At 64.0% G+C, this 18,443-nt stretch carries 15 protein-coding genes; 7 read left to right on the forward strand and 8 right to left on the reverse strand.

From position 1 onward, the window contains the following. Positions 1–125: 125 nt before the first annotated feature. The 8 genes from ACXAHG_RS21040 to ACXAHG_RS21075 form a co-directional block, all read right to left on the reverse strand. Positions 126–2,489 (reverse strand): xanthine dehydrogenase family protein molybdopterin-binding subunit, encoded by a 2,364-nt coding sequence (locus tag ACXAHG_RS21040; protein WP_475060470.1) that lies wholly within the window; start codon positions 2,487–2,489, stop codon positions 126–128. Between the two features lie 98 nt (positions 2,490–2,587). Then, the gene (locus ACXAHG_RS21045; RefSeq protein ID WP_475043966.1) at positions 2,588–3,073 is read right to left on the reverse strand and encodes a (2Fe-2S)-binding protein; all 486 of its coding nucleotides are present in this window, start codon (positions 3,071–3,073) and stop codon (positions 2,588–2,590) included. A gap of 164 nt (positions 3,074–3,237) precedes the next feature. After that, the gene (locus tag ACXAHG_RS21050) at positions 3,238–4,239 is read right to left on the reverse strand and encodes a molybdopterin-binding protein (protein ID WP_475060473.1); all 1,002 of its coding nucleotides are present in this window, start codon (positions 4,237–4,239) and stop codon (positions 3,238–3,240) included. Beyond that, complete coding sequence (locus ACXAHG_RS21055; protein WP_475060476.1) at positions 4,236–5,219, reverse strand: XdhC family protein; 984 nt, start codon at positions 5,217–5,219, stop codon at positions 4,236–4,238. Before ACXAHG_RS21055 ends, ACXAHG_RS21050 begins: the two co-directional genes overlap by 4 nt. A gap of 145 nt (positions 5,220–5,364) precedes the next feature. Next, positions 5,365–5,955, reverse strand: coding sequence for a DUF6691 family protein (locus ACXAHG_RS21060; RefSeq protein ID WP_475043970.1), 591 nt, complete (start codon positions 5,953–5,955; stop codon positions 5,365–5,367). Between the two features lie 3 nt (positions 5,956–5,958). After that, positions 5,959–6,510, reverse strand: a complete 552-nt coding sequence (locus ACXAHG_RS21065; protein WP_475060479.1) for a YeeE/YedE thiosulfate transporter family protein — start codon at positions 6,508–6,510, stop codon at positions 5,959–5,961. A gap of 111 nt (positions 6,511–6,621) precedes the next feature. Next, positions 6,622–7,872 carry a vWA domain-containing protein gene (locus ACXAHG_RS21070; protein ID WP_475060482.1) on the reverse strand — a complete coding sequence of 417 codons (1,251 nt, stop codon included), beginning with the start codon at positions 7,870–7,872 and terminating at the stop codon, positions 6,622–6,624. 58 nt (positions 7,873–7,930) lie between these two features. Next, positions 7,931–8,848, reverse strand: coding sequence for an AAA family ATPase (locus ACXAHG_RS21075; RefSeq protein WP_475060484.1), 918 nt, complete (start codon positions 8,846–8,848; stop codon positions 7,931–7,933). Positions 8,849–9,169: 321 nt separating this feature from the next. Here ACXAHG_RS21075 and ACXAHG_RS21080 point away from each other — a divergent pair, with 321 nt between their 5' ends. From ACXAHG_RS21080 to ACXAHG_RS21110, 7 genes are all read left to right on the forward strand, one after another. Beyond that, positions 9,170–10,225 (forward strand): glycosyltransferase family 2 protein, encoded by a 1,056-nt coding sequence (locus ACXAHG_RS21080; RefSeq protein WP_475060521.1) that lies wholly within the window; start codon positions 9,170–9,172, stop codon positions 10,223–10,225. A gap of 150 nt (positions 10,226–10,375) precedes the next feature. Then, positions 10,376–11,332 (forward strand): phosphoadenosine phosphosulfate reductase, encoded by a 957-nt coding sequence (locus ACXAHG_RS21085; RefSeq protein ID WP_475060487.1) that lies wholly within the window; start codon positions 10,376–10,378, stop codon positions 11,330–11,332. A 64-nt stretch (positions 11,333–11,396) separates the two neighbouring features. After that, positions 11,397–12,440 carry a dihydroorotase gene (pyrC, locus tag ACXAHG_RS21090; protein WP_475060489.1) on the forward strand — a complete coding sequence of 348 codons (1,044 nt, stop codon included), beginning with the start codon at positions 11,397–11,399 and terminating at the stop codon, positions 12,438–12,440. A gap of 521 nt (positions 12,441–12,961) precedes the next feature. After that, positions 12,962–14,320, forward strand: coding sequence for a calcium-binding protein (locus tag ACXAHG_RS21095; RefSeq protein WP_475060492.1), 1,359 nt, complete (start codon positions 12,962–12,964; stop codon positions 14,318–14,320). 319 nt (positions 14,321–14,639) lie between these two features. Next, positions 14,640–15,599, forward strand: coding sequence for a calcium-binding protein (locus tag ACXAHG_RS21100; RefSeq protein WP_475060495.1), 960 nt, complete (start codon positions 14,640–14,642; stop codon positions 15,597–15,599). A 161-nt stretch (positions 15,600–15,760) separates the two neighbouring features. Then, positions 15,761–17,467, forward strand: coding sequence for a calcium-binding protein (locus ACXAHG_RS21105; RefSeq protein WP_475060498.1), 1,707 nt, complete (start codon positions 15,761–15,763; stop codon positions 17,465–17,467). Positions 17,468–17,576: 109 nt separating this feature from the next. After that, positions 17,577–18,254 (forward strand): orotate phosphoribosyltransferase, encoded by a 678-nt coding sequence (locus ACXAHG_RS21110; protein ID WP_475043982.1) that lies wholly within the window; start codon positions 17,577–17,579, stop codon positions 18,252–18,254. Positions 18,255–18,443: the final 189 nt, after the last annotated feature.

Genomic DNA, 18,443 nt, shown 5'->3' on the forward strand with positions numbered 1-18,443 from the left:
GGGGGGGGGGGGGGGGGGGGGGGGGGGGTGGGGTTTTTTTTTTTGGGGGGGGGGGGGGGGGGGGGGGGGTGGGGGGGGGGGGGGGGGTGGGGGGGGGGGTTTTACCCCCCCCCCCCCCGAACACCTCATCCATTCATCGCCGCCCAGACCCGCGCAGGCGACAGCGGCATGTCGATATGGGCCACATCCTTGCCACCCGACTGCAGCGCGTCGATCACCGCATTGACCACCGCCGGCGGCGAGCCGATGGCGCCGGCCTCGCCGCAGCCCTTCACCCCCAAGGGGTTATGGGTGCACGGCGTCTGGCAGGAATGGTCCACCTGGTAGAACGGCACATCATCCGCCCGCGGCATCGCGTAATCCATGAAGGAGGCCGACAGCAGCTGGCCATCTTCATCATAGGCGGCATTTTCCAGCAAAGCCTGGCCGATGCCCTGCCCCAGCCCGCCGTGAACCTGGCCGTCGACGATCATCGGGTTGATGATATTGCCGAAATCATCGGCGGCCGAGAAGCGTTCGATCGTCACCTTGCCGGTGTCGGGATCCACCTCCACCTCGCAGGCATAGGCGCCGGAGGGATAGGTGAAGTTGGCCGGATCATAAAACGCGGTCTCCTCCAGCCCCGGCTCCAGCTCCTCCAGCGGGTAGTTGTGGGGGACATAGGCGGTCAGGGTCACATCGCCCCAGGCCACCGATTTGTCGGTACCCGCCACTGTGAACTGGCCGTCCTTCAGCTCGATATCAGCGTCGGAGGCCTCCATCAGATGGGCCGCGATCTTCTTGGCCTTGCTGATGATCTTCTCGGTCGCCCGCACCATGGCCGAACCGCAAACCGCGATGGAGCGCGACCCGTAAGTGCCCATGCCGAACGGCACCCGACCGGTGTCTCCATGCACGATGTCGACCATGCTCTCGTCGATGCCGATCATGTCGGCGACCACCTGCGGGAAGGAGGTTTCATGCCCCTGCCCGTGGGAATGCGCCCCGACAAAGACGCTGATGGTGCCGGTGGCATTGACCCGCACGGTGGCCGCGTCATAAAGGCCCGCCCGCGCGCCCAGCATGCCAACGATGTTGGAGGGCGCGATGCCGCAGGCCTCGATATAGCAATTGACGCCAAAGCCGCGCAGCTTGCCGTTCTTCTCGCTCTCGGCGCGGCGGGCAGCAAAGCCAGCCGCATCGGCCACCGCTTCCAGCTTGTCCATGGTCGCGGTGTAATCGCCGGTGTCATAGGTCAGCGCCACCGGGGTTTCATAGGGGAACTCACTGATGAAGTTCTGGCGGCGCAGCGCAATCGGATCGGCGCCGAGTTCGCGCGCGGCCTTGTCGATCACCCGCTCCAGCTGGAAGGTCGCCTCCGGCCGACCCGCGCCGCGGTAGGCGTCCACCGGCACCGTGTTGGTGAAGACCGTCTTGACGTTCACCTGAATCACCGGCGTCTTGTAGTTGCCGGCCATCAGGGTGCCATGCAGGTAGCTGGGCACCGAGGTTGAAAACGTCGAGAGATACGCGCCCATATTGGCCATCGTATTGGTACGCAGCGCGGTGAAGTTGTTGTCCGCATCCAGCGCCAGCTCAATCTTTGTCACATGGTCGCGGCCATGAGCATCCGAGATAAAGGCCTCTGACCGGGTGGAGGTCCATTTCACCGCCCGCCCGCAGGCCTTGGCGGCATGGGTGCAAAAGGCTTCCTCGGCATAGTGAAAGATCTTGGAGCCGAAGCCGCCGCCCACATCCGGCGCCACCACCCGCACCTTGTGTTCCGGCAGGCCCAGCACGAAGGCGCACATCAGGAGGCGGATCACATGCGGGTTCTGGCTGGTGGTGTGGAGCGTGTATTCATCCGTCCCGCGGCTATATTCGCCGATCGCCACGCGCGGCTCCATCGGGTTGGCAACCAGGCGGTTGTTGACCAGCTCCAGCGTGGTGACATGGGCAGCACTGTCAAAGGCGGCCTGCACGGCGGCATCGTCATCATTGCCGAACACCCAGTCATAACAAAGGTTTGAGGTCAGATCCTCATGCACTTTGGGGCTGCCCTCGGCCAGTGCAGCGGCCATATCGACCACCGCGGGCTTGTCGCCCAGGTCCAGCTCAATCGCCTCGGCCGCATCGCGGGCCTGTTCCAGCGTGTCGGCGACCACGGCGGCGACGATCTCCCCCACGTGGCGGATGGTGCCATCGGCGATGATCGGGTGGCGCGGCTCCTGCTGCGGGTTGCCGTGGCGGTCGGTGACGCCCCAGCCGCAGGGGATGCCGCCCACCTCAGCGAAATCGGCGCCGGTGAAGATCTTCACCACGCCAGGCATCGCCTCAGCCGCAGATGTGTCGATGGAATTGATGGTTGCGTGGGCCACATCCGCGCGCAGGAAATGCACATGGGCCTGGCCGTGCACGTTGATGTCGTCGGTATAGTTGCCGGCTCCTGTCAGGAACCGCACGTCCTCGCGCCGCTTGGGGCTGGCGCCGATGCCGTTATCTTTGGGCATGTCTGGATCTTCCTCCCTGGAGGGTGCTGCCTGTGGCGCACCTCTTGGTAATCACTCCTTGTTCAGCTCAGGCCGGGTGCCGGCCTGGGATCGTCCTGTCATTCTGCCGCGATGGAGGAAACATCCTGCCCCGAGGCCGCCATGATCGCCTTGACGATATTGTGGTAGCCGGTGCAGCGGCACAGGTTGCCTTCCAGGTATTCGCGGATCTCCGCCTCGCTGGGCTTGGGGTTGTCTTTCAGAAGTGCTGCTGCCGACATCACCATGCCCGGCGTGCAGAAGCCGCATTGCAGCCCGTGATGGTCCTGGAATGCCTGCTGGATGGTGTTGAGCGAGCCGTCGGCATTGGCCTGCCCTTCGATGGTGGCAACCTGCGCACCCTCGGCCTCAAGCGCCAGCATGGTGCAGGCTTTCACCGCCTTGCCGTCCACATGCACCACACAGGCGCCGCACTGGCTGGTGTCGCAGCCCACGTGGGTCCCGGTGAGGCCCAGTTCCTCGCGCAGGAATGAAGACAGAAGCGTGCGTCCTTCGACGTCGCCGCTGGCAGCCTTGCCATTCACGGTCATGGAGACCTTGGCCATAGTACCCTCCCTTTAGCTTGTTTTTGTCTGGCTTAGGGGAGTTAAGCACGGGCAACCCCGTTCCGCGAAGTGTTTTCCGGCGGGGAACCTGCGCAAATTCGCGTCAGCAGGGCTTACCTATGGTTGTGACCTTGCGTCACAAATCCCCTGCTGCAGTGCCGCATTCATCCCTCTGCGTCGCGGCGCGGCATCGGGCGGGTGGGAATCTCTTTCAAGAGCCCGCCGACTCCCATCGCGGCGATATCCTGCGCAGCCACTGGATGGCCGCAGATCACCCGCTCCAGCACCCAGTCGGCGCCATTGAGAGCCGGGGAGCGGGCGCAGCCCGGCAGGCCGATCACCGGCTTGTCCTGAAAGCGCCCCAGAAACAAGAGGTTGCCGGGGTCTACCGGCATACCGAAACGGGTGACGGTGCCGCCTGCGTAGCGCAGCGCCTGCGGAGCCACGTCCAGCGGGTCGGAGGTGGCGGAGCCGGTCAGCACCAGCACCAGCTGCCCCGGGGCTTGGGTAATGGCCTCGGCCAGCGCCTCCTCGCGGTGCGGCACCACGATGCGCGGCGACAGGGTGATGCCCATCCGGTGCAGCCGGCCTGCCATGGCCGCACGCCCCTTGTCCGGTGGAGTGTCCGCGGTCACGGTGGTTTCAATCAGCGTGGCGGAGGAAAACACCGGCGGCAGCACCCGGATCGCATCGCCGGCGCCCGCGCTGGCACGGCGTATGGCATCGGCGGGCACGCCGTAAGAGATGATCTTGATCGTCGCCAGCATGCTCCCTGCATCGGCGCGGTGATAGTCCGGCACGGTGGCAACGGTGATCATCGGGTCAACTGCGTTCACCGCCTCCAGCTTGTCCCGCTCCAGCCGCACCAGCCCGGCGCCGGTGGCATAGAGGTTCACCCGCCCGGTGCCTGCGCCGGAGATGCGTATGCCCTGCGCGGACGGGTCCGGTACCAGAGCGTTTGCCAGTGCTTGGGCCGCGGCGTCCTCGTGCAGGTCGGCGGGGTCGAGCCGGGCAACTGTCAGCGTATCATGGCCTGCGGCGGCGAGGCCTGCGAGGTCTGCGGCGCTCAGCACCGTGCCCTTTGCCACCTTGCCAGCGGTACCCTGCAGGGAGTGGGCAAGGATTGCGCCTTCGGCGTCCTTGAGGGGAACCGGGCCGAACCTCATGGCTGTTTGCCGCGCAGGACGGCGGTCATTTCCGCCAGGATGGAAACCGCGATTTCCGCCGGTCCCGCAGCACCGATATCCAGCCCGATGGGGCCGTGGATGCGGTTGATCTGGTCTTCGGTGAAACCGGCCTCTTGCATCCGGGCAGTGCGGGCGGCGTGGGTTTTCCTGGAACCCAGCGCGCCGATGTAGAAGACATCTGCCTTAAGCGCGGCTTGCAAGGCCGGATCATCCAGTTTCGGGTCATGGGTCAGCAGCACAAGCGCGGTGCGTGTGTCGAGGCCCAGCTTTTCGACCGCCTCGTCCGGCCAATCGTCCATCAGCGTCTCGCCGGGGAAGCGTTCGGGGGATGCGAAGGCGGCGCGCGGGTCGATGATCACCGGGTCATAACCGGCAAGCCGCGCCATCGGCACCAAGGCCTGGGTGATGTGGACAGCGCCCACCGCCACCAGCCGGAGGGGCGGATTGTGGACGGCCACAAAGGTCTCGCCGTCCTCCTCCAGCCCGGAGCGGTCCATGCGCATGCGGTCCGGGTATTCTGTGCGGGTGAGACGGCGGGCACCGGTGGCGAGGTTCACCTCATAGGCAAAAGGGGTGCGGCTGGCGCGGGCCGCAACCAGCTCTTCCAGCAGCGCCTCAGGCAGGGCTGTGCCGACAGGTTCCACCAGCACCTTGATGGTGCCGCCGCAGGCAAGGCCGACGGCAAAGGCGTCCTCGTCGCTGACGCCGAACTCCAGCAGCCGGTGCCGGCCGTCCTGAAGCGCTTCCAGCGCCTCCACGACCACTGCACCTTCGACGCAGCCGCCGGAGACCGATCCCTCAATCCGGCCGTCGCCGGAGACCGCCAGCTGCGAGCCGGTGCGGCGCGGCGCCGAGCCCCAGGTCTGCACCACCGTGGCCAGGGCGGCGCCGCTGCCCGCGCGGTGCCAGTCCAGCGCAGTTTCCGGCGCGTTTTCGAATTGGGTGCTTTGCTGCTGCATCTTGCGTCCTCCCCAGCCGCTTGGGCGGCGCTTGCCCCTAAACCTCGGCGCTGGCACGGGAAGTTTCAAGCCGGAAGCCGCCCCAGGACACAGGAAAACGCCCGCCGTCCCCCACGGCGGGCGCTCCCTTTGCCCTTGGCGCGGCTTACTGCGCCGGCTGCGCGGCAGCCTTCTGCGGCACCAGCCGTTCCGGCAGGGCAAAGGCCAGCGCGATGAAGCCAAGGCCCAGCACGATGCCCAAAAGGTCGCCGGGCAGCGCCATCAGCCCCTCATACTTGGCGCCGGGAACGGTGCCGAGGGTGACCTTGCCGCCTGCGATCTTGTCCAGGAGGCCGCTGGCCTTCCAGGCCGGATAGGTGGCCATATAGGCAGCCGCACCCAAGAGGCCGCCCGCGATAAAGAACAGCGCGTCCTTGCGCCCCGTGGCAGCGGCCACCACGCCGGTGCCGGGGCAATAGCCCGCAATGGCCCAGCCCGCGCCCAGCAGCAGTCCGCCGAGGAAAACACCGGCATAGGCGGTCTTGACCGACATGTGGCCCACGTCAACCAGCCCCGCCATCTGGCCGCCGAACATCAGCACCGAGCCGGTGCCGATCGCCAGCAGGATGGATTTCGCCAGGTTCACATTGGTGAGGTTCAGCATCTTGCCGATCACCGTGGGGTTCGAGGCCCCGATCCGGTCCAGCACCGCGCCAAAGGCGGCGCCGATGACAATTGCCAGGATGATGGTGGTCATGGCTCAGGCCTCCTGTTTGAACATGATCATGGACACGGGGATGGCGGCGGCAAAGGCGCCGGCGGCGAAGATGTAGCCCGACAATGCGGTCTGCATCATGCCCGACATCATGTGGCCGGAGGTGCAGCCGCCCGCCAGCCGCGCGCCGTAGAGCACGATGAACCCGCCCAAGAAGGCTCCGGCGTAGCGTTTGACCTTGCAGTCTCCGAAATTGGCGCGCCACAGGGCGGGGATGCTGCGGTCCCCCTTGGCGATGCCGCCGCGCAGCTTGGCTGACAACAGCCCGCCCAGCGCCATCGCCAGCACAAAGACAAAGCTGTAGTTCAGCGGATTGGCGATGGATTTTGCATATTTACCGCCCGATTTCGCCAGATAGGCGTTGCTGGAGGTGTATCCTTCGGCGGTTTGCGTCACCAGATCCGGGGACACCGCATCTGCGGCAATTCCGTTCAGGATCACGAATTGCGTGGATACGCCGATCGGTTTGACCAGCAGCACCGCCAGGAAGAACACCAGCCCCAGCAGGAGCCCCCCGGCTTTCCAGTTGAGTGGCATGTTTGCTCCTTTCGCACGTTACATTCCAAGTTCAGAATATAACAGGACGCAGGAAGCCGGGTTGATCCAGATCAATACACATTCCAACTTTGGAATTCTTTTAATGCCGCATCAGAGCAGGGCCATCAGCCGCGCTTTCTCGCCAGCGTCATGGGGGCTGGAGATCACCTGCGCCAGGTCTTGCAGCGAGGCGATGGAATGGCCCGCGCGGAAGCTGTCGGCATAGGGCAGCATGGCGCGGATGCCCTGGGCCTTGGGGGCGAAGCCGTCCCAGCGCAGCAGCGGATTAAGCCAGATCAGGCGGCGCGACGACAGCTGCAGGCGCTGCATCTCGCGCGCCAGCCCTTCCGGGTCGCCGCGGTCGAGACCGTCGGTGATCAGCAGCACCACCGCCCCCTGCCCCATCACCCGGCGCGACCAGTCGCGGTTGAAGGCGTGCAGGCAGTCGCCGATGCGGGTGCCGCCCTCCCAGTCCTGCGCCTCCGCGCCGGCGGCGGCCAGGGCGGCATCCACATCGCGCTGAGCGAGGTGGCGGGTGATATTGGTGAGGCGGGTGCCGAAGGTGAACCCATGCACCCGCGCCCAGCCCTGCCCCTTCGCGTTTGCGGCTGCGTGCAGAAAATGCAGGATGATGCGGCTGTACTGGCTCATCGAGCCGGAGATGTCGCAGAGCACCACCAGATTGGGCCAGCGGATGCGGCGTTTGGCGCGGGCGATCTGCTGCAGGTCGCCGCCCTGCCGCGCGGCATTGCGCAAGGTGCGGCGCCAGTCGGCCCGCTGCCCCTTGGGCGAGGCCATCAGGCGGCGGGACTGGATGGGTGTGACAGGCAGTTTAAGCTGCGCCAGAATGCGCTTGGCGGCGGCAATTTCAGCGGTGCTCATCTGTTCGAAATCAAGGCTGCGCAGGCGTTCCTCGGCCGACATGGTGAGGGTGGAGTCGACCTCGATTTCGGTTCCTTCAGGCTCTTCCTCCGGCGTGTCCGGCAGGTCCAGCATTCCGTCCAGCAGCGCTTCAGCCGCGCGTTTTTCAGCCGGTTTTGCGGCGCGCTCCTCTTGCACGCCGCGGATCGCGGGCAGCATCGCGGCCATCATGTGCTCCAGATAGCGCGGGTCGCGCCAGAACAGGCGGAAGACCTGGGCAAACACAACCCGCTGTTCCGGCTTGGTGACGAAACAGGCGTGCAGCGCCCAATAGAAATCCTGCCGGCTGGTAAAGCCTGCCGCCGCCACGGCCTGGACCGCGTCCAGTACCCGGCCCGGGCCGATGGGCAGGCCCGCCTTGCGCAATGCGCGGGCGAAATGGGTGATGTTGCGGAGCAGCTTGGGATTGTCCGGCAGGGTGAGCGGCGGGTAGTCAGGCACTAGCGCTCATGGGGGCGCTGCCCCCATACCCCCGGAGTATTTCCAGAAAGATGAAGCATCAGGCGGCGTCGAGGCTGGCGCGGGCCTGGTCGAGAATGCGCTTGGCCTCGGAGCCGTGCAGGCGGGCGATGTCGTCCTGGTATTTGAGGATCGCACCGAGGGTGTCGGCGATCACCTCCGGGCTGAGGGCGATAACGTCGAGCGCCAAGAGGCAGTTGGCCCAGTCGATGGTTTCGGCCACACCCGGCTTCTTGAACAGATCCTCGGTGCGCAAGGATTGCACGAAGGCGACGATCTCGCGGCTGAGCTGCCGGCTGGCCTGGGGCGCGCGGGCTTGGAGGATTTCGATCTCGCGGTCGAAGTCCGGATAGTCGACCCAATGGTAGAGGCAGCGGCGTTTGAGGGCGTCATGCACTTCGCGGGTGCGGTTGGAGGTGAGGATGACAATTGGCGGCTCCGGCGCCTGGATGGTGCCAAGCTCAGGGATCGTGACCTGGAAATCGGAGAGCGCCTCCAGCAGGAAAGCCTCAAACGGTTCGTCTGTGCGGTCGAGTTCGTCGATCAGCAGGACAGGCGCGCCGTTTTCATCGGGGCGCATCGCCTGCAACAGCGGGCGTTCAATCAGGTAATCGGCAGAGAACAGCTCGTTCTGCAGCGCGGCGCGGCCGGCGCTGCCTGCAGCCTCACCCGCAGCTTCAGACGTGCGGATGGCAACCATCTGGGCGGCGAAGTTCCATTCATAGACAGCGCTGGCGGCATCCAGCCCCTCGTAGCATTGCAGCCGGATCAGGCGGCGGCCGAGACTGGCGGCCAGCGCCTTGGCGATCTCAGTCTTGCCGGTGCCCGCTTCACCCTCGAGGAACAGCGGCCGGCCCAGTTTCAGCGAGAGAAACACCACCGTGGCCAGCGCCCGGCCGCAGACATAGCCCTGCTGCGACAGCAGCTGTTGCACCTGTTCGATGGATTGTGCCTGCATGCGGTGCCTCCTTGCCCCGGCTGGATTGCCCTGCCAACAGGCCACGGGCGGGCGCAGCGGTCAACCCGCAGCTGCAAGCGGGCGCCGGTTCCGCTGCGGCGGATGCGGCGGCCGGGGCAAGGATCCGCAGCGCGCAGGCAGCGGCGCAACAGCCGGGTGCGGATTGCGGATCACCGGCATTGCTGCCTTGCCCCAGGGGCTGCAACAGGCAACACTGCCGCAAAAGACGAAACAAGGCTGAGGCATGAGCAATCCACACCATTGGCGCCCGGCGCAGGCGGTGCTGCGCGGTCTGGCCCGCGGGCGGCGGGGCTGACGGCGATGCGGATCCTGGCGGTTCTCTGCGTGCGCAACGAAGGCGCGTTCCTGCTGGAGTGGCTGGCCCACCACAGGGCAGCGGGCTTCACCGATTTCCTGGTGTTTTCAAACGATTGCCAGGATGGCACCGATGAAATGCTGGACCAGTTGCAGGCGATGGGGCAGCTGACCCATCTGCGCAACGAAGGCCCCTATGACAAGAACGGCATCCAGTTCACCGCGCTGAAGGCGGCGGACAAGCATCCGCTGATGAAAGCGGCGGATTGGGTGCTGGTGCTGGATATCGACGAATTTGTCTGCATTAAGACCGGCGATGGCACGGTGCCCGGCCTGCTGGCCGCCCTGCCGCAGGCGGATGCGGTGACGCTGACCTGGCGGCTGTTCGGCAATGGCGGTGTGGTGCGCTATGTGGATGCGCCGGTGACAGAGCAATTCACCCGCTGCATTCCGGAGGTGGTTCACTGGCCCTGGCGGGCGGTGATGTTCAAGACGCTGTACCGCAATGACGGCACCTATCGCAAATGCGGTGTGCACCGGCCGCGCAGCGTCCGGGATCCGGCGCGGCTGGAGCAATTCCGCTGGTTCGACTGCGAAGGGCGCGAGCTGGGCCCGGCGTTCCGGACCAAGCGGCTGTTCTCCGATTACGGCCAGCCCAACCACAGGCTGGCGCAGCTGAACCATTATCCGCTGGGCGCGATGGAAAGCTATGTGCTGAAGGCCGACCGCGGGCGGGTCAACCGGCAGGCGGAGCTGGGTATGGATTACTGGGTGGAGCGGAACTTCTGCACGGCCCATGACACCTCTGCCGGCCGTTATGCCGATGCGCGCAACACGCTGCAGGCGGAGCTGCTGGAGAATGCCCAGCTGCAGCGGCTGCACCTGGAGGCGGTGGCCTGGCGCCAGGCGCGCTTTGCCGCGCTGATGGCGCAGGAGCCGTACCGGGCCTTGTTTGCGCGGCTGCTGATGGCGCCGCCTGCGCGGCTGATCAGCCCCGCCGCGGCGGCGATGCTGCGCGGATTTGCAGCCCAGGACCCGGAGGCAGGCCCCGGCAAGCGCTAGCCGTCTTTGCCGGCGGGCGGGACGCCGCCGAATTGGCCCTGCGGTGCCGCATTCAGGCATGGGTTTTTCCAATTTTGGCCTTAATTCTCACCTAACTGTAAATCCAAACAGCAGGCCGGAACCCTTTGGGGGGCAAAGAGGATAGCAGCCATGCAGGACGGACTTGAAAATCTGGATGAAGACCTTTCCGGTCTGAAGCCGGCCCAGTGGAAGGCCCGGATGGCGGCTTTGGCTGAAGAGCATGGCATGTACCAGCCGCTCGGCGACAAGCATTTTGCCACCTTCATCGACCAGGGCAACACCCTGCTGGTGACCTTTGAGACCATGCAGGGCATTCACAACCTGTCGGATCAGGCGCAGCCGCTGGGGTTCGACCTGGTGAAGAACCTGGGCTGGTCGCATATGTGCGTGGTCTCCGACGGCGACACCTGGTTCCGCGAGGGCCGCATTTACGGGTTCTTCGACCAGCTGATCGACGACGGCTTTTTCGACGAGTTCGACAATGTGATCTTTTACGGCGCGGGGCCTTGCGGCTATGCGGCGGCGGCCTATTCGGTGGCCTCTCCCGGTGCGGTGGTGGTGGCGGTGCAGCCGCAGGCGACGCTGGATCCGCGGATGACCGAATGGGACGACCGTTTCACCGAAATGCGGCGGCTGTCGTTCACCGACCGCTACGGTTATGCGCCGGACATGCTGGATGCCGCTGATCAGGCCTATGTGATCTATGACCCGCAGGAGCGGCTGGACGCCATGCATGCGTCGCTGTTTGCCCGCAAGAACGTGACCCGGCTGCGGGCGCCGCATCTGGGGGATGCGGTGCAGACCCGGCTGATCGAGATGGAGATGCTCTATCACATCCTGTCGCTGGCGGGCAGCCGCAAGCTGACCGGCGGCGCCTTTTGCAAGCTGCTGCGCAGCCGCCGCAACAATCCGCATTTCCTGCGCAACCTGCTGGGCCGGCTGGAACGGGAGGACCGCCCCTATATGATGGCGCTGCTGTGCCGCAACGTGACTGAGCGGATGCGGGCGCCGCGGTTCCGCCGCCGCCTGCAGGAACTGGAGAAACGCGCCGAGGCAGGCGAGTTCCGCTTCCCGGCCAAAGTGTAGCGGCAGAGGGCGGCGGCGCATTCCGCCGCTTCTGTTCTGCCCGCCCATATGCTAGGCGGGCAGCATGACCCAGACGCTGACCATCCCCCGCCCCGACGACTGGCACCTGCATCTGCGCGACGGCGCCATGCTGCAGGCCGTGCTGCCCGAAACCGCCCGCCACTTTGGCCGTGCGATCATCATGCCGAACCTGGTGCCGCCGGTGGTGCGCAGCGAGCAGGCCGCCGCCTACCGCGACCGGATCCTGGCCGCCCTGCCCGAAGGCATGGCGTTCGAGCCGCTGATGACGCTGTATCTGACCGAGGACACCGATCCCGAAGACGTCGCTGCGGCCCATGCCAGCGGGCTGGTCAAGGCGGTAAAGCTGTACCCCGCGGGCGCCACCACCAACTCGGCCTCGGGCGTCACCGATTTCGACAAGGTCCGGCCGGTGCTGGAGAGGATGGCCGAAATCGGCCTGCCGCTGTGCACCCACGGCGAGGTCACCGACAATCACATCGACATCTTCGACCGCGAAGCAGTGTTCATCGACCGGGTGCTGGACCCGATCCGCAAGGCGACCCCCGGCCTGCGGGTGGTGATGGAGCATATCACCACCAGGAACGCGGCCGACTATGTGGCAAGCCAGGAGCGGGATCTGGGCGCGACGATCACCACGCACCACCTGATCATCAACCGCAACCACATCCTGGCGGGCGGTATCAAGCCGCATTACTACTGCCTGCCGGTGGCCAAGCGCGAGGAGCACCGGCTGGCGCTGCGCGCCGCCGCAACCTCTGGCGACAAGCGTTATTTCCTGGGCACCGACTCGGCACCGCATACCGACCCGAACAAGCTCAGCGAATGCGGTTGCGCCGGCTGTTTCACCGCCACCAACACCATGTCCCTGCTGGCGCATGTGTTCGAGGAGGAAGGCGCGCTGGACAAGCTGGCGGGCTTTGCCTCTGAAAACGGCCCGGCGTTCTACCGCCTGCCGGTCAGCAAAGAGACCCTGACGCTGACCAAATCCGGCACCGCCGTTTCCTTCCCGGAGAAGATCGAAACCGGCGACGGCCCGGTAACGGTGTTTGATCCGGGGTTTGAGGTGTTCTGGAAGGCGGAAGGCTAGGGTCAAAGCCCATTCCGTCCGCACCACGGGCCGGCCGCCACAGTGCAGGCCGGCCTTTTCATGCGCGCTCCAATAGGCACGACCTGAAAACAGGAATTCAGGAATGCATTGCGGCGCCCTAAACATTGAGCGGCTTTGCGGTGCAGAAACGGATCTACCCGGGTGCGCAATCCGTTAGCAGCAAGCCCTTGACGGTCGCAAAGGTGATGAACATCTGATTGGCCGCGCCAAATCGGACAGCTTTGTTTTCAGGGAAAGCCCGGCAATACCATCACCCTGGAGGACGTCCAGCTTGCCGGTTTGGGGCGCGGTGATTTTATTTTCTGATCCTGCGGTCGGGACTCTAAAGCTTCAAAACACAGGCTGCGCCGCCCGGATAGGCGAGTGCGGCCCGAACTGCGCAAAACGCCGGAAAAATACCTTAACATTTAAATAATCCTTGCCGCGCACCCCAGTTCGCTTCAAGGTCGCGCAATAATCTGGCGAACAGCCTCTAACTGTAATTTAACGATGAGGGACATATGTCGACATTCACAATTCCGGGGATTCGGGTTGATTATTCGGGCGGCGACCCGGTTTTTGCCAGCCCTACGTTTGCGGACGTGGTGGTTCAATCCCCTGACACAACCTTCAGCTACACTATCACCGGGCGCCAAGAAGGCGAAGTTGCGGAGATCGACCTGAACGGCGGCATCCGCCAGCTGCGGATCGAGGGCCGGCTGTATGACCACACCTCAAGCGCGTCGAATTATGTGACCCTGATCACTGAGGTGACGTGGTCCGGCGGCACAAGTGTTATCCTCGCAGTCGACGAGGAGACCGGCTCCAACACAGATTCAGACTTCATTTTCCTGCTAAGCGGCGACCCGTTCCCGGCAGTCAGCAATCTGGCAGAGTGGCAGGAGATCAACGATTCAATCACCTCGCTGCGAGACCCGTCCGGCGCCTTTGCAGAAGGGGCTGACATTCCCTGGTCCACCTTCCCCAACGCCACCCTGAGCGCAGAGGACGACACCTATATCGGCACCGCCGGCAATGACAGGCTGGTTGGGACCGGTGTGTACGACTACTTCGTCAGCTCTGAGGGCAATGACACCTATGTCGGCAAGGGCAGCGATTTCGACCAGGTCACGTTTAACGGGGATCCCAATGGGGTTGTTGCAGATTTGAAGAGCGGCACGGCCACCGACGGCTGGGGCGATACGGACAAAATGAGCAGCATCGAAGCCCTGCGCGGCTCGGCCTTTGGGGATGAACTGTCCGGCAATGGCGGCCGGAACTATTTCCGGGGTCTGGACGGTGACGACACGATCAACGGCCGCAGCGGCCGGGACGAGGTGCGCTATGACCGGGATGCCAGGTACGGCGGCGAGGACGGGGTGACGGTCAACCTGGGCAAAGGTTTTGCCATTGACGGTTTCGGCAGCCGCGACAAGCTGCGCAACATTGATGACGTGCGCGCATCGGACATGGCGGACAAGCTCATCGGCAGCCGCCGCGGCAACGACATGGAAGGCGAAGGCGGCAACGACACCCTGGACGGCAAGGGCGGCAACGACACGCTGTACGGCGAAGACGGCAGGGACCGTCTGATCGGCGGCGGCGGCAACGACGGCCTGTTTGGCGGCAGCGGCGCGGACCGGTTTATCTTCAAGGGCAATTTCGGAGACGACACGGTTTCCGATTTCCAGACCTCCGGGCGGCGCGAGAAGATTGACCTCAAAGGTGTCGACAATATTACCTCTTTCCGCGACCTGAAGAACAACCACCTGTCCGAGAACGGCGACGGGGATGCGGTAATCAGCGACAACAACGGCAATTCCATCACCCTGGACGGTGTGGGCATTGCCGATCTGTCGGGCAACGATTTCCTGTTCTAACGGCAGGACCCGGAGGCGGCGCAAGGCCGCCGCCTCCATCGCAAGCAATTTGCATCAGCCAGGCGCGCTGCCGCCCGCCCGCCTTCAAGCCCCCCTAGCATAACCGGCGGAACTTGGTTGCGGCCTGGCATCCGGCTGCTCCCTTCGGATTTCTGACGGAGGGAAACCCAGCGGCCAAGGCCCCTTTTGAGGCGGCAGACTGTGAATTTTGCGAGGTTATCCGGCATCGGCGCAGCCGCTATTCTTCGCCAGCGCCCATTGGGATGCCATTGCGGCCAGGGCGCTTTGACAAACCATTTATTCCCAGCAGGAATTCATCATGACAACGATTACAATCCGCGGCCATCACATCCTTTACGACGAAAGCGATGGCATCTTTGAGGACACAACCATCTCTGAGATTTCAGCCAAGATTTTGACAGACGGCGGCGCATCGGCGTTCTCCTACTCCGTTATCGGACACGACATGGACGTCGAAGGGCTCGCGTTCATCAGAATTGACAGCGATATCGTGCAGTTTCAGACGGGGGGAACGACACTGCACACTCTTCCCGGTTATGAGTATTTCGCAACCGAATTGACCACCCCGCAAGGCACCTCCACGGTATTCGGGTGGTTCAGCGATTCAGGCGACATCTCCACCGACAGCTATTTTGTCCTGGACGGGCCGGAGGTTGCGCCTGATGCCTGGCTGGAGGCCTGGGAAGATGTATTTTCCGGCAGCGCAAGCTCTTACAGTTTTGCCGTCCCGCAAGGCGCCATGGGTCCCGGAATGCAAATCCCCTGGTCCAGTTTCAACGACCATTCGATTACCCAGCGCGACGTCTATAGCGGCACCTCCGGGGCGGACAGTTTCGATGGCGGCGCAGGCAAGGACAAAATCGCGGGCAACGGCGGCGACGACACCCTGGCCGGCGGCGGCGGCAAGGACAGGCTGGACGGCGGCCAGGGCAATGACGATCTGAGCGGCGGCGCCAAAGGGGACAAGCTGAACGGCGGCCGGGGCGACGACATGCTGACCGGCGGAAGCGGCGCGGACCGGTTTATCTTCAAGGGCAGTTTCGGAGACGACACGGTCGCTGATTTCCAGACCTCCGGCCGCCGCGAGAAGATCGACCTCCGCCAGATCGAGGAGATCACCTCTTTCCGCGACCTGAAGAACAATCACCTGTCCGAAAGCGCAGGCGGGGATGCGGTGATCCGCGACGGGGGCGGCAATTCCATCACCCTGGACGGTGTCGGCATCGCCGATCTATCGGGCAACGATTTCCTGTTCTGAATGCAATCACGCCTTGGAAACGAAAAGCCCGTGCAACTGCGCGGGCAATTTTCATTGAGGGCTTTTGCCAGTTTCTGGATATCCACACTTTTCAGGTGATTTTTCATAAAGTCGCAATTCCAAAGGCAGATTCCGCCCACGCATAATTTAGGATCGATTTCATGACTACTTACGTGCTTTCGGGCTTTACTGTTCGGGACAACGGCCCCTCCGTCGCGCCTGACAGTTTTTACACGGTTACAGGCGCGGAAATCCGGCTGGTGGTGCCGGATGGCAGGCCCTTCACCTATTCGCCGCTGGAGGTTCTGCCAAACGGCGAGGTGCGCTTTACCCCCGACACCCAGATGCACGGCCTGCCTTATGCGCCGCATCTGCTGCCGGAGGATGCGATCAGCCTTCACCGGCATACGCTGTCGGAGATCACCTGGCCGGGCGGAACAGCGGTTGTTCTGAAGGTGGACAGCACCTGGGCAGTGAGCCACGGCGACGTCAGCTATTACCTGCTGAGCGGCGATCCCCTGCCGCAGGTGGAAAGCTATGCCGACTACGCGGAATTTACAGCCTCCATCACCGGTATTGAGCCTGTTACCGCCGGCCTGCAGACTGGCCAGACGCTGGATTGGGATCTGAACGCGGCCGGCGTCAGCGAAAACGATATCCTGACCGGGACTGATCAGACTGACAGGCTGAAAGGCGGAGAGGGCAATGACAGGATCGAAGGCGGCCACGGTGATGATCTCCTCAAAGGGGGCAATCACCGGGACACGCTGCTGGGGCAGGAAGGCCGCGATCTTCTGTTTGGCGGCAATGGCAACGACATTCTGCGGGGCGGCGCAGACAATGACTATCTGGCTGGAGGCGGCGGCAGAGACATCCTGAAGGGCGGTGACGGGGAGGATACCCTGCTTGGCCGCACAGGATCTGACACCCTGTCCGGAGGCCGCGGCAATGACGCCCTGAAGGGCGGAGCCGGTGATGATGTTCTGTTCGGAGGCCACGGCGATGACACCCTGAGGGGCGGAGCCGGTGATGACGTTCTGTCCGGCGGCCACGGCGATGACACCCTGAGGGGCGGAACCGGTGATAACTCTCTGTCCGGCGGGCGTGGCGATGACGTAAATTTTGGCGGCCGGGGCAATGACACCTTGTCCGGCGGTGCCGGTGATGATGCCCTCTCTGGCGGCGATGGTGATGACTACTTGAGCGGCGGGAGCTTTACTCAGAACCGTTTTCTGTCCCCCTTTTCCCTCATCGTTGCCGCACCGACCCATGACATGATCCTGGAGGACATCGGCAGCGATACCCTGGATGGCGGGCTAGGACAGGACACGCTGGACGGCGGGCTTGGCAATGACCTGCTGACAGGCGGAGCCGGCGATGATCTGTTTGTGTTCTGGGACGGGTTCGGCAGCTTTGGCAACGACACCATCACCGATTTCGATGCCTCCAGCAGCGGCGAGAAGATTGATCTCAGTACGGTGTCCAGCATCGAGGATATGACCGATCTGCTGGAAAACCACATTCGGGAAGATGGCGCCAACGTCATCATCGAGGACGGGGCCGGCAGCAGCATTACACTGGAAAACGTGGATTTGGCGGATCTGGACGGAACTGACTTCATTTTTGAGCTGCCTATGATACCCGTCTCTCCGGATGGCGAAGATTGGTTTGTTCCCGAAGTGATCGAGCGGGAGCCAGGCGAAAATGCCTCCGAGCAGCCCGCTGCGGCTGAAGCGGAAGATGAGCCGGCGCACTGCGAGGATTACCCAGCACCTGAGATGGAGGATGAACTCGTGATAACCTCCGACTACCTAATGGACCCCTGCCCCGATGTCGTATGGCACGACGCCCCCTGGGAACTCGCCTGATCCTGAACAGCCGGGGCAGCATTTGCGCGCGGCCCCGGCTGGGGCTTCAAACCGGCAGCATTCCGGTTTAAGGACTGCAAAACCGCTGCCGCAAAGGATGCCTGCCGCCATGATCCCCACCTCCTATCCGTCCAAAGAAGAAATCGCCCGCCTGTCGGCCCGGATGCTGCTGGAAATCGGCGCGGTGAACTTTAACACGGATGAACCCTATACGCTGGCCTCCGGCCTGCCCTCGCCCAGCTATATCGACTGCCGCAAGCTGATCTCCTTTCCGCGCATCCGCACCACGCTGATGGATTTCCTCACCGTGACCGTGATGCGCAACGCCGGTTTCGAGGCGTTTGACAATATTGCGGGCGGGGAGACCGCCGGTATCCCCTTTGGCGCACTGGTGGCTGAACGCATGGCGCTGCCGATGACCTATGTGCGCAAGAAGCCCAAGGGCTATGGCCGCAATGCCCGCATCGAAGGGGTGATGACCGAGGATCAGCGGGTGCTGCTGGTGGAGGACATGACCACTGACGGCGGCTCCAAACTGTCCTTTGTCGATGCGATCCGCGAAACTGGTGCCTCTTGCGGCCATACCGCGGTGATTTTCTACTACGACATCTTCCCCGAAACCACCAAACGCCTGGGCGACCACGGGGTTAAACTGCATTACCTGTGCACCTGGTGGGATGTCCTGGCCGAGGCCAAGGCGCAGAAGAGCTTCAGCGAGGAGACGCTGGCCGAGGTGGAGAAATTCCTGAAAGACCCGCGCGCCTGGCAGGAGGCGCATAAAGCCTGAGGCGGATCAAGGGCTTGGAACGGCGGGCGGATTGCCCGCCATGCCGCGGCCGGCAGCGGGCACGCGGCTTTCCGCCTTACGCAACGGAAAGCGTTACCGCGCAGGCTGTGGAAAAGCCCGATCCGAATCATATCGCGCCTTGGATGCCGTGCAAATCTTGGGGTCTTCCCACAGAGCACCGCATCATAT

It is taken from the genome of Leisingera sp. ABD4_442 (genome assembly GCF_056160905.1).

What these genes read in the sequence shown, in the direction of transcription:
- ACXAHG_RS21055 (WP_475060476.1), bottom strand. Translation starts at nt 5,219, where the DNA reads ATGCAGCAGCAAAGCACCCAATTCGAAAACGCGCCGGAAACTGCGCTG.
- ACXAHG_RS21050 (WP_475060473.1), bottom strand. Translation starts at nt 4,239, where the DNA reads ATGAGGTTCGGCCCGGTTCCCCTCAAGGACGCCGAAGGCGCAATCCTT.
- ACXAHG_RS21080 (WP_475060521.1), top strand. Translation starts at nt 9,170, where the DNA reads ATGCGGATCCTGGCGGTTCTCTGCGTGCGCAACGAAGGCGCGTTCCTG.
- ACXAHG_RS21065 (WP_475060479.1), bottom strand. Translation starts at nt 6,510, where the DNA reads ATGCCACTCAACTGGAAAGCCGGGGGGCTCCTGCTGGGGCTGGTGTTC.
- ACXAHG_RS21045 (WP_475043966.1), bottom strand. Translation starts at nt 3,073, where the DNA reads ATGGCCAAGGTCTCCATGACCGTGAATGGCAAGGCTGCCAGCGGCGAC.
- ACXAHG_RS21105 (WP_475060498.1), top strand. Translation starts at nt 15,761, where the DNA reads ATGACTACTTACGTGCTTTCGGGCTTTACTGTTCGGGACAACGGCCCC.
- pyrC (WP_475060489.1), top strand. Translation starts at nt 11,397, where the DNA reads ATGACCCAGACGCTGACCATCCCCCGCCCCGACGACTGGCACCTGCAT.
- ACXAHG_RS21040 (WP_475060470.1), bottom strand. Translation starts at nt 2,489, where the DNA reads ATGCCCAAAGATAACGGCATCGGCGCCAGCCCCAAGCGGCGCGAGGAC.
- ACXAHG_RS21085 (WP_475060487.1), top strand. Translation starts at nt 10,376, where the DNA reads ATGCAGGACGGACTTGAAAATCTGGATGAAGACCTTTCCGGTCTGAAG.
- ACXAHG_RS21060 (WP_475043970.1), bottom strand. Translation starts at nt 5,955, where the DNA reads ATGACCACCATCATCCTGGCAATTGTCATCGGCGCCGCCTTTGGCGCG.
- ACXAHG_RS21075 (WP_475060484.1), bottom strand. Translation starts at nt 8,848, where the DNA reads ATGCAGGCACAATCCATCGAACAGGTGCAACAGCTGCTGTCGCAGCAG.
- ACXAHG_RS21100 (WP_475060495.1), top strand. Translation starts at nt 14,640, where the DNA reads ATGACAACGATTACAATCCGCGGCCATCACATCCTTTACGACGAAAGC.
- ACXAHG_RS21110 (WP_475043982.1), top strand. Translation starts at nt 17,577, where the DNA reads ATGATCCCCACCTCCTATCCGTCCAAAGAAGAAATCGCCCGCCTGTCG.
- ACXAHG_RS21095 (WP_475060492.1), top strand. Translation starts at nt 12,962, where the DNA reads ATGTCGACATTCACAATTCCGGGGATTCGGGTTGATTATTCGGGCGGC.